10 protein-coding genes are annotated in these 13,609 nt (G+C 53.4%); all 10 read right to left on the bottom strand.

The annotated features are described in order from the left end of the window. Positions 1-3,252: 3,252 nt before the first annotated feature. The 10 genes from ABEA92_RS01295 to ABEA92_RS01250 all read right to left on the bottom strand — a co-directional run bounded on the left by ABEA92_RS01295 (position 3,253) and on the right by ABEA92_RS01250 (position 13,229). The gene (locus tag ABEA92_RS01295) at positions 3,253-3,780 is read right to left on the bottom strand and encodes a hypothetical protein (RefSeq protein WP_345681949.1); all 528 of its coding nucleotides are present in this window, start codon (positions 3,778-3,780) and stop codon (positions 3,253-3,255) included. Positions 3,781-3,896: 116 nt separating this feature from the next. Then, complete coding sequence (locus tag ABEA92_RS01290; RefSeq protein ID WP_345681947.1) at positions 3,897-4,409, bottom strand: hypothetical protein; 513 nt, start codon at positions 4,407-4,409, stop codon at positions 3,897-3,899. A 38-nt stretch (positions 4,410-4,447) separates the two neighbouring features. After that, positions 4,448-4,639 carry a hypothetical protein gene (locus tag ABEA92_RS01285; RefSeq protein WP_345681945.1) on the bottom strand — a complete coding sequence of 64 codons (192 nt, stop codon included), beginning with the start codon at positions 4,637-4,639 and terminating at the stop codon, positions 4,448-4,450. 520 nt (positions 4,640-5,159) lie between these two features. After that, on the bottom strand, positions 5,160-5,522 hold the full coding sequence (locus tag ABEA92_RS01280; RefSeq protein ID WP_345681944.1) for a four helix bundle protein: 363 nt from the start codon (positions 5,520-5,522) through the stop codon (positions 5,160-5,162). Between the two features lie 532 nt (positions 5,523-6,054). Next, on the bottom strand, positions 6,055-6,582 hold the full coding sequence (locus ABEA92_RS01275) for a hypothetical protein (protein ID WP_345681943.1): 528 nt from the start codon (positions 6,580-6,582) through the stop codon (positions 6,055-6,057). 104 nt (positions 6,583-6,686) lie between these two features. Then, positions 6,687-7,205 carry a hypothetical protein gene (locus ABEA92_RS01270; RefSeq protein ID WP_345681942.1) on the bottom strand — a complete coding sequence of 173 codons (519 nt, stop codon included), beginning with the start codon at positions 7,203-7,205 and terminating at the stop codon, positions 6,687-6,689. 1 nt (position 7,206) lies between these two features. Then, positions 7,207-7,704, bottom strand: a complete 498-nt coding sequence (locus tag ABEA92_RS01265; RefSeq protein ID WP_345681941.1) for a hypothetical protein — start codon at positions 7,702-7,704, stop codon at positions 7,207-7,209. A gap of 155 nt (positions 7,705-7,859) precedes the next feature. Beyond that, positions 7,860-8,168: a pentapeptide repeat-containing protein gene (locus ABEA92_RS01260; protein ID WP_345682526.1), complete on the bottom strand. Its 309-nt coding sequence runs from the start codon at positions 8,166-8,168 to the stop codon at positions 7,860-7,862. 591 nt (positions 8,169-8,759) lie between these two features. Then, positions 8,760-9,143 carry a DUF6714 family protein gene (locus tag ABEA92_RS01255; protein ID WP_425572389.1) on the bottom strand — a complete coding sequence of 128 codons (384 nt, stop codon included), beginning with the start codon at positions 9,141-9,143 and terminating at the stop codon, positions 8,760-8,762. 2,418 nt (positions 9,144-11,561) lie between these two features. After that, positions 11,562-13,229, bottom strand: coding sequence for a hypothetical protein (locus ABEA92_RS01250; RefSeq protein WP_345681938.1), 1,668 nt, complete (start codon positions 13,227-13,229; stop codon positions 11,562-11,564). Positions 13,230-13,609: the final 380 nt, after the last annotated feature.

Here is a 13,609-nt window from a genome sequence, read left to right as displayed (position 1 = left end):
CATCCGTTGGCTTTTGCTAGTGTGTAGGTTTCCCATCGGTTCGTCGCATCATGACCATGAGCAAGACGAGCCAAAGGGACCATTACCGAGAACAGTCCCTCGTCGGTTGACAATTCTACGTCGCTGTAGGTTAGATGGTAACTGCAAGAATAGCTGCGAATGGTTAGCAGAACGGAGGTAGCAACTCCTGCGGCAACAAGGATCGCGGCGAAACGGATGAGTTGGGGTGAGTGCTTGGGTGTCATGCGAGCGTCTATGTGACAGAATGGCGGTCGTAATCAGGCACGAATGTGAGATTCTAAATTCAGTTGCCGCGTAAATGAGTGCACCTGTTCACGGCATTGTCCTGCAACGGTTCGTTCGCGTCAGATTTCCCACTTTACAAAAACAGTGGGTTGAGTGCTGCAGGTTATTCGTTTGATCAGGCGTTCGGTTTGAATTAACGGTCAATGGAATTTATCACGTGTCACGTCGGGGGCCAGCGTGTCGGCACGGGCCTCGTTGTAGTGGCCGCTCTGCTTTTTCACTGCTCACTTCGTTGTAGCCCATGGTTCCCCTTTTCAGTAGTGGAGTTGTCGCTAATTGCGTCAGTTGACATTGAGCAAATGATAACGTGCGCAACGACCGCAGGCTAATCCGTTTGTAGACGCAATGAGAAAGAAGAAAAGTTTTGGCAAGATAATGTAAGGCAAAATGATCAAGCAGCACGCTCCAATCATTTTGCCATGTGATCAGCTGTGTTACCAATTGCGACAGCGATTTGACGATTGCTTCGACGACGGTGCCATCAAGTCATCATCGTCAGTCGGGGAACGTCGGTGGTCACCCGGTCAGAGCGGACGAGCTGGCATCAAGCAGAGTCGTTTTCGCCGGCGCGGATGCACCACTTGGTTTTGGTTGTTTCGGTGCGGGGCTGGCCCGACCTTCAGAACAGGTGCACGCCAAGAGGAGACCTCGAATTTCATTGGCAGCGCAACATTGGTCGCCGCAAGGAGGAATGAAGGAACCAGAGTGAACCGAGTCGAGCTGACCAGCGTTTCTATTTCTCTACAGCCTCCATTTCTCTGGGGCTTTCTGGACAATCTGAAATTGCCCACGCTGACCGACTTATCGGCAAAAAGATGGTTGGCAAAAAAATGAAGAATGGACCTTGGCGATCATGACGCCGACATCTTTCCAAGCAAGACACATCTTTCTGCCCCCCATGTTTTTGCCGCTAACGTAATCAAGAAAGAGTCTCGATAACGCGTCGCCCAATTCACAACGTCCGCAGAGTCCAGTGATCTCAAGCATTGACGGCACCGACGCGAACCACGAGATCGGCCCCACGGTGTTTTGACCTAGTCATCGCCCGCGCCAATCACTCACACTGATTCGACCACGCAACTTCTGCCATGCCAGAACGGAAGCGATATATGGGCGGCGAACGATGGCTAAGCACTTTGGAAAAACGGTAGGGCCGTTCCGTTGCCATCGCATGGATTGCCGGTTTGCAGGAGTGGGATGTCGCCAACTGCGACGGTTGGCAGTTTGCTAATCAGACCGAACGCAACGACCGCCGGCTAACCGGTGTGCATCCTCTTTTGCAACGAAGAAGCTTGTTGGCAAAATGATTAGTCAGCACGCTCCAATCACTTTACCATTAGATCAACCACGGATGCATTTTCGAAAAATTGGGCGATTGCTTCTACGGCGCTCGCATCAACAACGAACGCTGGAAAACGAAGACCGGTTCTGTCACGCATGAAGATCGCCTGAATCGCCGTCATGATCGCAATCAAGTTGTGATCGCTAGTTGGAGAATGGTCGCAATAGGTAGGCGGCGGCGAGTGACGCAGGCCAAGCCACTCGGCCTCCATGTGCAGACCACCGTTATGACGCTCTGTTTTCCGGATTGCGCAAGCTCGCAACCAACGACGCGGCGAACAAAGCCACTAGTATACCAAAGGCCGTTTGGATAATGCCTTCGACAAGGAAATGATCGCCGTTGCCAGTCGGCAAACTGTCTGGTCCATCGTGGGTTACGTTTTCCCAAATCCACATTGAGATTGAGTTTGGGAACCCCCGGATGAGCATCGTCCCGAAAGAGAAAATGCCGTAGGTCAAGCTGTAGCTTTGGACGCGACCGCTAGAGTGGAACGCGACGACCAATGCGGCGCATGCGGAAAGCAGGTGTAGCATGTGTCCGATTTCAAGTGCGATTTGACTCGGCGTTTTGATTGCCGCAAACGAAGTTGCGAATACCGTTACGAACAGGAAAATTGTCAGCGTGGTAAATCGCATCGTCGTTCATTCTTCCGCGGGCAGTCGATTTCCAATGAGGTTCGGCTCGTTGGCACAACGTTGGGGTTCATCGCATCAGCAGGGGAGTCGTTGTAATGGCCAATTTGCTCTCGCTGCCGACGTCGTTGCGTCCCATGGTACCCCGATTTGCAGTAGCGGGGGGCACTAACTGCGACGATTGGCATCGAGAAAATCATGCCGCGTGTTACGACCGCCGGCTAATCCGTTTGTAGACGCAATGAGAAAGAAGAAATTTTTTTGGAAAAAGGGGTCAGGCAAAATGATACATAAGCGTGTGCCAATTATTTTGCCATCTAATCACTTTGCCATCAGATCAACTGCGTAAGCATTTGCGTCAGTGACTTGACGGTTGTCTTATTAAGTAACGCTGGAAAACGAAGGCTGGTTCCATCACATGAAGATCGCCTGCTCGTCTGCATCCGATGGTTCTGGCTCAACGGTTGGGACAGCGCAGGTGATCCAAACTCGCTAGAGGTAGGAAGTTTATCTAGGCCCGGTGCCTTCTGCATCACCTTTGACAGAGAAGGCATGAAACCACAGATGAACTCAGATGGACGCAGACTTTCAAATGGAGGAATCTGTGTTTATCCGCGTTCATCGGTGGTTCACTCGGTTGGTGAGTCAAAACCCCAAGTGATCGATTACGCGGCAAGCTGGATTGACGAGATATCGCCACTGGAGACAGGCATCGAACTTCGCGGCCAGCAATCGACAGCATACCGCGTCGATGGCCCACGTCCCATTCCGCCACGCTCCTCTTCCATCAGTTGTTGACGCGATTTGCACAGGACCAAACGGAGATAACGGAGCTCCAGTTGGCGAGTCCTCCGTTGACTCTGTTCCCTCCTGTTCCCCGTCACGCCAATCCGATGTCGGACGCGACATTCCATCGAGTGCACCGTTTCGTCGAACACAACATGCTGGCAACGCACGTTCGATGCCAGAATATCACCGATCGGTCGGCGGCGACCGTCGATCATCCTTTTCAAAACGCCCGGCTTTGCCATGCGGGTGCATCGGAGTGTTCAGCGTTGCTCGCTGGGCTTCGAGATTCACAACCGTCTGGAATAGCATGATAGCAGAAGCAGAGAGTACCAATGAATAGATGGAGGCCACGTCTCCGCCGTACTGGAATTTAGATGTGGCGAGAACGCCGTCGATTGAGGTTGAATGCGATTGAGATCCAAAACTAATTATGAGTGGTACCAAATACCAAAGCATCCCCCAATCGCCCAGCAAGCGTCGTTGCCGCGGAATGCGAACACTCAGATCAAGGATTTCTCGGAAGAGCATCCACACTCTGCGAACACAGATGACCGTAACGAGCATGCCAAGAATCGCACCAAGCCCACGAAGATCGATCGAACTATGTGTCAAGCCAATATCGCGATCGTAATCGGTTGACCAGCTCCAGTTAGTCAGCCAAAGCACAAAGCAGTAGGCGAGAATGATCCAGTGTGCGGTTGGGTTACGCATTACATCCTCTTAGCGGAACGTCCACGATAACCGAGCCGCGGGAATCCGTTTTGAATTGCAATGTCACGCAAGCTCGTCGATCCGATTGACGGCTTGGTTCTGTGGCGTTGTTCGGGTCACGGGAGCAAAGCAATCGAAAAGCCGTTTTGGGATACGACGTTAAGTGCAGCATTGCGAAACGAAACGTATCGAACCAGTGCCGGATTCGCTCGTTCGTCCGGCTCTGCCGGAAGCCGTTTGCCAAATACGACGACGAATTCATAAACGTCGCGGTCCGCCTCCGATCCAATGTATCTCCAAAAATAGCCTCCAGACGAAGCATCGCCCCATTCGTCTGGACCGGTCCAATGGGCCATCATCCTCCGCTGTTGTTTGGCGAGTCCGTCCGACCCCATCTGCAACAACGGCATCTCACCTTGTCTTCCGTCCGGCTTGGTGACGACCACTCGCGCGTTGGGATAGCGTGGCATTGCCACTTCATGGAGAAGCTTCTCTGCCTTGTTGAGTCGGTCTTCAGCAAGATCCATTCGTCGCGACCAGCGAGAGTTTTGCACGACAATCGCGGTGACCGTTGCCGCAAGAGCCATTGTCAGTGCGAGATGAGTTAGGGAATACTGAATTCGCTTCATACGTCACCAAAAGATTCGCTGCGACAGGACGATTGCCGTCACCGAGGACGGACGATTGAGTTGCCGTTTGGAAAACCACGCAAGCCGTAATCGGGTGCACTTCTTGCTTGCGGCTTCCTGCCTTCGTCGTACTCGTACTCAGCATCGCGGTACTCGTACTCGACTCCCGCATTGTACTCGAGAGCCGACTCGGCCACCGTATCCGAGCATGCGATTAAGCAAGTCAACATGGATACATTCCGGTGAAGTGTTCGTTTGAGTTCGCAATGTCGATCAACACCTAGCCCGCCAGTAGTGGGCTAACTCATCTGTGTCCATCTGAGTTAATCTGCGGTTAAATGTAACCGCGCATCGGTCCGACAAGAAGGCCTGAACTATCAGGAAGTTTGAATGAAAGTGACGTTCCCCCGGTACGGTGTCGGTGATGACGTGAACTGGAAAAAACGTTCGAGACCTGAGCAACCATTTCGCCCCCAATTGGCTGCGGACCATCGCCGGAAGAAGAGTTGAAATCACCGAGAACGCGCGGTGGACATTAATTTGGGAAACAATTGCGCCGCGTCCTTGGGTGCAATTCTTGGTTCTGGCTGTTCGTTGTGCTCGTACTCGTACTCAGCATCGCGGTACTCGTACTCCTCAGCAGCATTGTACATCTTGCTAGATTCGGAGACCGTTTTTGCGCGGGCGATCGGTCGCGGCGGCATCGAAACAATCCGTTTGAGCGTTCGTTTCAATTTACCGTGTTGTTTGTCACCAAGCCGGTTCGTTGCGACGAGCGCATCCTGAAACGCATTCGATTGCCGATCCGCAAGCGATATCGAGAAATCGATTGCCGTCCTTGACGCTGCGTTTGCCGTTGCCCTCGAGGATATTCAGCGGAATCGATGATGCCACGCGGAGCCATTGGTCACGAGCGTGCCGATGACATCCGTTCAAATCTTTGGCGACGGCAAACGATGAAGCAACGTATTCGAGTGACAGACGATAGTCGTCGAGTCGATCGTGGTCGAAGATGGGGGCGGTTGTTGGTGCCGCATTCGAGTACGAGTACGAGTACGAGTACCGGCTGACGCCTGAGTACGATGTCTGCGATGCGATAACGTTGGTGGTCACCTGGCGGAGACCCACGATTTTGTGCTCATGAAAACACGTTGCCGCCGCTCAGGTGCACCATGCTGGTTCTTGCGATAGGCTTGCCTGGCGGACAAATCGCCAATCGGACGGCGCTCAACGAACCTTAGGATAGCGACCGAAAGAGGCTCGAGCAACAAACGACAACGAAGAATCGGAAACGCTGCGATCTAGCGGGGTGTCATTCCAGGCGTTATTAACAACCACAGATACACGCAGATGCACACAGATACGATTCTCGATCAACCACATCTGTGTCCATCTGGGTTAATCTGCGGTTAAATCCGACCCCGCATCGGTCCGACAAGAAGGCCTGAACTATCAGGAAGTTTTAATGAAAGTGACGTTCCCCCGGTACGATGTCACTGCCGACATGAACTGGAAAAAACGTTCGAGACCGGAGCAATCTTTTCGACCCCATTAGGCCGTGCACGATCCCGCAAGAACGACCGCGATAACTGAGTCGCGGCGATTGATTTTCCACTGACAAAAACCTCGATTCCGCGTCTTCGGTTCATGCCATGGTTCTTCCTTCGCACTTGTGGGTGTGGACATGCGAGTATATCGCATTCAAGATCGTCGCAAACAAAAAAATCGGCCAGAGAATCATCGCTGCGATCCCAATATCAATCTTTGATCCCTGCGTCACGATGCCGGGAACGGGAAAGACGCAGGCGAACGATGTAACGGATACTGCAGGAACAAACAGCGCCGGAAACGCCAACGCAAAGAAACGACTAACTCCCTGAGTTCGACGAAGGAGAAGTGTTACGGTGCCCCACCACGCAAATATCAGACCCGCAAACCCTCCAAGGACTCTGGGGAGTTCAGATGATGATTCGCTGAAGATGCAAGGTAAGACGGCGATGCTCAGAGCGATCGTCGCGATGTAGGAAAGACCGTACTCCTTCACGGAGTACTGCCGCCCAGGCGTCCGTCGACAACTGAGTAAGCAGACGAGGTGTGGGAAGACAAGCCAGTTGCAGATGCCGCCAACAACAACGCCGGAAGAAAACATGTAAAGAGCTTCGAGGATCGACATACTTTGAGTGGCAGAACGTCTGGGTTGACCGGGGACGAGCGGAAGACCAACCGCTGCCCAAAAGCGATTTCGAGTCCTCCGCGTCCAACCCATGGTTCTGTCTTTTATGGTACAGCAGAAATGCCAACAAATGAACGGATGATGTTTTCATAAAAGTCGCCGTTCAACGCCAGTGCCAGCGAAGATGCATTCAGGACCAAGGCGTGGTAGCAATCTCCGCGTTGTGTGGTGTAAATCAACCACTCGGAGTCGCCGGAATCATCTGACGGAACCAGTTTTCGTCGCATTGCGATTGTGTCGCCAATAGTGAAGTCATTCCATGGCGAGTCAGCCCAGTCCCCATCGATCTGCGATTCGATGATGGATTGGAAGTCAGTCATTGCACCGGTGCCCTCCACAGTAAACGTGAGGGCGGTGATGACCGCTTGGTCATCGGGAGACGCAAGTGTGAACGAATCGCCGTTGTCTTCCGTTCTCCATTGAGATGGGTGGGCAATTGAATTGCCTAAGCGCGACTTGAATTCGATGAATGAGTCTTGCGTCACCTTTGCGTTCTTTTTGTCCCGGGGCGTGCATCCAACGAGCGCCAGTACGAGAAGGGGCAGATTCGCTAAGCGATGCATGTCATTGTTCCCCGCTGTCCGCTTTCAGGTAGGGTAACCAAAACTTGCGAAGATCACTCCATTTGTATCGCCCGACAAAATCCACTGCGTCAGCCGGGTCGTCATGGTGCATTATACTGTTCAAAACTACGGTCCAGAGTCCGCCATCGATTTTCTGTGTTCGCAATATGTGGCAGTGTGTATCTGACACATCAGTGCTATGAATTAATTCTTCCATTCCGTCGCGATCGATCGAATGGATCAAGTGCGATCTGAGGCCGTCCAAGTATTGAATTCGCACTTCTCCGCGTCCATTCGGGTAGTCCTCGACAACCACGAGATAGCGAAGCTCCGTCGGTGAATACGGCGTGTATTGATCCGGCGTTAGGTGGCGAGGAACGCCAGCAGTCGAGTAGGTATCCTCAACACCGTCGAGCGGGTCGAAGTAGTCTTCCGGCTTGAGCGAGATCTCGACGGGCACTGGATCATCATGTGTCGCGTAGATGATCCTGATGTTCATTCTGTAAGCACGTACAAGTAGCTTTAGCGGGGAACGGCGCCCGTCACCGGGCCGGGAAGGTTGATTGTCCATTTGTGAAACCGCGCAAGCCTGGCGCAGGTGCACGGGAGGGTTCCCCGCTCACTTCCGGTCTGCACTGATGCCGCATCCCGCGACTAACGGCCACGACAATTGACAAATTGTACCGTAGAGAGGTCGGTGTCACCAAATTCTGTTTGCCCACCAAGTGCATCAGTCCTAACGTCGCAGTTGAGAAAACGGCAGTCACACATAGTGGCGTCTTTGAAGTCGGAACCGCGGAGATCACACCGATCAAACGTTACGTTAGTTAGTTGGGCCATGAAAAATGATGCCCAGTACAAGTCGCAGCAAGTGAACGTAACCCGAGTGAGCATTGCACCTTCGAAGTGCGAACCTTCTGCGATGCAATCGGTGAACGTTTCGTCCTGCGCGACCACGTCCATGTTGTCAGCACTGTTTTGCATCGTGATAGAGCTAGACATGGAATTCAGTGGGGGAACGGCCAGGATCACCCGGTCCGAGGAGTTGAGCAACCATTGCCCAAGAGACACTCGAGGACTCGGCGTGCATCCGTTGGTTCGCCCAATTCTTGCCGTACCGATCAGCTGACATCGCTGCCCGGCCACATGTTTGCTTGCCAGATTGTACAGCAATCATCGCACTTGTATGTGTACTCGTCGCCAGCGGTGAAACGGTCCTGCAGCTGTGAAAACCGTATGCGTTGCCCACACGTTGGGCAAATTCCGGTGAACGCGGTTCGAGAAACGTAAAGCACTGCCGGAGGGAGTACGATCAGAAGTGCCGCTATGGACCAAATGACGGATTGCATTCCAAATCCTGTGAACAGCAAAGCAACGAAAACAGGCGGCGTCGCCATTGCAATTGCTGCAATGACGCGACGCGGATGTGCAGCGTCTGTTTGGGTGACGTAGTCGGTCACTGTCTCAGTCGGGGAACGTCGCCCGTCACCGGGCCGGGAAAGTTGATTGTCCATTCGTGAAACCTCGCAAGACCGGCGCCGGTGCACGGGACTGTCACCACCCCCAGTTCTTGACGGTCTCACGCGATCGTTTGATGTGGGCATCAGGCGTAACACGTGCTTCGTACCAATCTAGCCACGCGAGAATCGCCTCGCATTTCGCCGGATTCATGCATTTACCAAGTTCCGCCATTCGTGTTCGACAAAAATCAGACTTCCCGCCCAGTGTATAGGTTACGTATTCGCCAATGATGTCAGCGGTTTCGGGATCTTCGATCTTGGCGATCAAATAGCCGGGCAGATAGTAGTTGAGGCCAGCAACGGTAAGCAGCGAGAACCCGTCATCGCACATTCGGTAATCGCGCACTGTCGGTTCGTCCCATGGGCGTCCGGCGAGGAGCTCGTGTAGATGTTCAACGCAGTACGTTTCCTCGACCACGGTTGCAGCATCCGGAATGGGCCGGACTGGAAACGCGTCGCGAATAAGGTCTACGACTTCCATCTGCTCAGGGGGGTAACAAAGTAATTGTTGCCGGTTGTGGTGGCGATAAGTGGGGCCTGAGGGTGTTATCGCCGGTTGGACCTTCGGCTCCCTCGGTGACACGTGGAGTGTTATCGCCGGTTGGCGTTTGACGAGTATGGGGGTCTCGATTCTTAGGTCAAGCAAAATTGTAACTTAATTTTCCATCCGGGGCATTGACCTGTGCTGCAGTCATGCAAAAAAGCTGCGGCGATGCAGGGCGGCGGTAAAATCGATTCAGTGCTCCGAAATGCCACCCTGCTTTTAGTGGCCGTGGGAGTGGGCGATGACCTTTGCTGTGGGGCCACCGCAACCGGGATGGAATCTGCTCCACAGGACCGTTTGGCCAGCGTCTCTTTGCCGAATCGGGTGAATGCAAAGGCACTGGAGCGAAAATATCCCAAAGCCGTGCGAGTTGACGTGGCAGTCCTCCAGGCGGAAATTCACCAGCACGTCAGTCCGCGTCTTTTTCGCCATCGTTTTGCTGCGTGCGGAAACCGACACTTGCACGATCCAAGAGTTGCTTGGTCACGCGGAGTGAGGGGCTGGGAGATTGAAAAAGTTGAATTGACAATTGAAAATTTTAAAATGGATGAAGCTGACGACTTGACGCGAGTGGGGAGAAAAACATTGAACAGGAGGAAAGGGAGGTAACAGAGAAAGAGGTGATTTGTGACTCTGTTTCCTCTGTTTGCTTCTGTTCGAATTGTCCGCGAAATCTTCGTTCAGGTTTGCGAGGTCGGCAACCGCTCTGATTGAATGAGGTCGGCTGAGAGCGGTTGACGGTCGTCTTGGAGCGGGATCTTTAGCAAGATCCACTACGAAAAACGTCGCGAACGGAGAAGTGGTGACTTGTAACTCTGTTTCCTCTGTTTGCTCCTGTTCAAATTATCCGCGCAATCTACGTTCAGGTTTGCGGGGTCGGCAACTGCTGTGATTGAATGGGGGCGGCTGAGAGCGGTTGACGGTCGTCTTGGGGCGGGATCTTTAGCAAGATCCACTACGAACAACGTCGCGAACGGAGAAGTGGTGTCTTGTAACTCTGTTTCCTCTGTTTGCTCCTGTTCAAATTATCCGCGCAATCTACGGTCAGGTTTGCGGGGTGGGCAACCGCTCTGATTGAATGAGGTCGGCTGAGAGCGGTTGACGGTCGTCCTGGGGCGGGATCTTTAGCAAGATCCACTACGAACAACGTCGCGAACGGAGAAGTGGTGTCTTGTAACTCTGTTTCCTCTGTTTGCTCCTGTTCAAATTATCCTCGCAATCTACGATCAGGTTTGCGGGGTGGGCAACTGCTGTGATTGAATGGGGTCGGCTGAGAGCGGTTGACGGTCGTCTTGGAGCGGGATCTTTAGCAAGATCCACTACGAAAAACGTCGCGAACGGAGAAGTGGTGTCTTGCAACTCTGTTTCCTCTGTTTGCTCCTGTTCAAATTATCCGCGCAATCTTCGTTCAGGTTTGCGGGGTGGGCAACTGCTGTGATTGAATGAGGTCGGCTGAGAGCGGTTGACGGTCGTCTTGGAGCGGGATCTTTAGCAAGATCCACTACGGAAAACGTCGCGAACGGAGAAGTCGTGACTTGTAACTCTGTTTCCTCTGTTTCCTCTGTTTCCTCTGTTTGCTTCTGTTTGCTTCTGTTTGCTTCTGTTTGCTTCTGTTTGCTTCTGTTTGCTTCTGTTCAAATTATCCGCGCAATCTACGTTCAGGTTTGCGAGGTGGGCAACTGCTGTGATTGAATGGGGTTGGCTGAGAGCGGTTAACGGTCGTCTTGGAGCGGGATCTTTAGCAAGATCCACTACGGAAAACGTCGCGAACGGAGAAGTCGTGACTTGTAACTCTGTTTCCTCTGTTTGCTCCTGTTCAAATTATCCGCGCAATCTTCGTTCAGGTTTGCGAGGTGGGCAACTGCTCTGATTGAATGAGCTTGGCTTAGGCTGAGGGCGTTGAGAGGGGGCAAGTATTCGCGTTGATTCGCGTCGATTCGCGGGCCTGTTTTTTTTTGACGGTGTTGCGTTTGCGCGAGTGCAAGATAACGGGTCCGATCGCGGTAGACGTCGGTCTTTCCTGTCGCCCCTTCGGGGCTTTCATTCTTGGGTTGTTTTGTAACCCACGGCTCACGCCGTGGGCTACAGCATGCCGTCCCTTTCGGGACTTGGGGATGATGGTTGTTGCCCTTGTTGCACGCTGCGACTGCTGATAATTGCAGTGATGTTGAGGCGGGTGAGTGAATTGAATACGGCAGGTTGAATATTGTAAGTAGAACACTGTCGTGGTGCGCTGATGACAGGCTGCAGCCTATCTCACTTTGACAGGCTGGCAGCCTGTGCTACTGGGGGCTAGAGGCCGCTTTTGTAGCGTGGTGAGGAAGCGATGTGCGGGGCGGACCGGAGTAGTTTTCGGTGCACTCCCGTTTTTATCGTGGTGATTGCGAGCCCGATCGCGAAACAGGTTAAACCGGACTGCAGCGGCACATTGCGCTGCCGAAACACTCCCGCTTTGTACCCGTCCCAGGAAAGTAACACGCAGAGACCGATCGCTGGCACCGCGGCGACGTACAGCCAGCCTGTTCGCCGAACGATCGGCAAGTAGATCAGTGCGACGATGATGATCGCAACGAGGCCGATCAGGACGCGGCGGTCGGCGGTGCCGCTAAGATACCACGCGACGAGACCGCCAACCGTGACGACGATGATGGCGGCGGATAGATGACGTACCAGCCTCGCAAACTCGCTCTGGTAGACCGCGCCGATCGTCATCATAGACGCCACCGCAAAAACGCACGCGAACAGTATCCCTGAAACGGTTTCGTCGTATGTGTTGCCGGCCATCACAATGGCGACGCTGCTGATGACGGCGACAGCGAACCAGCCAATGTCGCTTCGCCAGATGCGTAGGCAAACCACGGCACTGATCAGTGACGCGAGGGCGAGGAACATCCAGTTCTGAACGCCGTGCGCTTGCGCGGTTTGCGGCAGGTCGGCGAAGATCCCCATGGCGATGATCGACCCAACAACGCCATACTCGACGTACGCCACTCGCCGGACCGCTAGGTACAAATAGAAAAGGACCAACATCAACATGGCCACCGTACTGGCTGAGCCGAACGCAAGCCGCAAATCGGATTGAATCGGCAGGTAGGTCATGCCGTTGTGCGACATTCCGCAGAGTAGCATTAGCGGGGCGGCCGCCATGGTGCCCCAGGCGAAACGAGGAAATAGCCGTTTTGCATCGATCTCGGCTAACAGAACCAGGATCGCAAACGCGATCGGCAGCAACAAAAACGGCTCAAACCGCACAGGCGTTCCGCGAAATCCAAACGACATCCAAATCGCATGGGTGCGGATGGCGGCAAGCACCATCAGGATGACAAATGCACTGAGCGGATAGTAGGGCCATTGCCACGGCGTCCCGTTATGCCGAACTCGCCGTCGGCCTTTGGGCATGGTCGGTGCCAACATTAGCAGTCCGGCGGCAACCAAAACTGAGTACAGTGGGGCTCCCCAATTCGCTAGTTCGTCGTGGCGATGGACGACGGCGTAGCCCAAGCCGATCGGGGCGGCGAAAAAAATCAGGAGCATCGTGTAGTAGGAACTGCGGTACCAAAACGGAAAGCGGATCTTGGTCGCGTGAGTCACCGATTCGCTGATCAAGACGGCAAACAAAAATCCGATGCTCAGGATCTGGGTGGCCGTGTTCCACTGGATGATCGCCAATTCGTCCAATGAGGTCGACAGCGCGACGAGGCTAATGATGACGACAAGAAAAATCGAGCGAGCATCCTGCCAAACTTTGCAAATCCGGATGACGGCGACGCAGGTAACCGCCATCAATACAGTGTAGGCGGCAATGCCACCGCTGAGCGAAAGCGACCGTTGGTAGAGGTCACCGGCAGAGACGGTTGCAGTTTGCAAACCGTACAGGATGAGGAAACAGCTGATCAGATAGAACGGGTTTTGTGTGTACAGAAACCGTCCCAACGAGCGAAGTTGCGAACCGCGAGCCATGATCAATCTCCCGCAATAATGAAAAGAATTGTTCGGGAATGACTTCGCAGCGTTCCAATGACCCCGTCAGTCGATCGTGATTCCTCGCAGTCGTTTCATGGGAAAAGGGGGGACGTGATTGGAATAAAGAAAAGTGCGGAAGCGATTTCCGAACGATTCCCTCCTTCGTTCCCCCAATAAAAGTGCGGTGGGAACCGGGGTTTGTGGAAATCGTCCAGCAGCCATCAATGAAAAGAATTCGCAATGGTGTTGTTACGAATCAAGGGTGGGGTGGGTTCGTGGTGGCGGTGAGCTTTTTAGAGGGTGACTGGGAGTGAGGGGGGAGGGAATTGAAAAAGTTAAATTGGAAATTGTAAATTTTAAAATGGAGGAATCTGACG

This window comes from Novipirellula caenicola, from assembly GCF_039545035.1.
Classification (GTDB): Bacteria; Planctomycetota; Planctomycetia; order Pirellulales; family Pirellulaceae; genus Novipirellula; species Novipirellula caenicola.
Note: the sequence above shows the minus strand (reverse complement) of the source record. Positions and strands in the feature narration are given on the sequence as shown.

What these genes read in the sequence shown, in the direction of transcription:
- ABEA92_RS01265 (WP_345681941.1), bottom strand. Translation starts at nt 7,704, where the DNA reads ATGAACATCAGGATCATCTACGCGACACATGATGATCCAGTGCCCGTC.
- ABEA92_RS01260 (WP_345682526.1), bottom strand. Translation starts at nt 8,168, where the DNA reads ATGGACGTGGTCGCGCAGGACGAAACGTTCACCGATTGCATCGCAGAA.
- ABEA92_RS01275 (WP_345681943.1), bottom strand. Translation starts at nt 6,582, where the DNA reads ATGTCGATCCTCGAAGCTCTTTACATGTTTTCTTCCGGCGTTGTTGTT.
- ABEA92_RS01270 (WP_345681942.1), bottom strand. Translation starts at nt 7,205, where the DNA reads ATGCATCGCTTAGCGAATCTGCCCCTTCTCGTACTGGCGCTCGTTGGA.
- ABEA92_RS01295 (WP_345681949.1), bottom strand. Translation starts at nt 3,780, where the DNA reads ATGCGTAACCCAACCGCACACTGGATCATTCTCGCCTACTGCTTTGTG.
- ABEA92_RS01250 (WP_345681938.1), bottom strand. Translation starts at nt 13,229, where the DNA reads ATGGCTCGCGGTTCGCAACTTCGCTCGTTGGGACGGTTTCTGTACACA.
- ABEA92_RS01290 (WP_345681947.1), bottom strand. Translation starts at nt 4,409, where the DNA reads ATGAAGCGAATTCAGTATTCCCTAACTCATCTCGCACTGACAATGGCT.
- ABEA92_RS01285 (WP_345681945.1), bottom strand. Translation starts at nt 4,639, where the DNA reads ATGTTGACTTGCTTAATCGCATGCTCGGATACGGTGGCCGAGTCGGCT.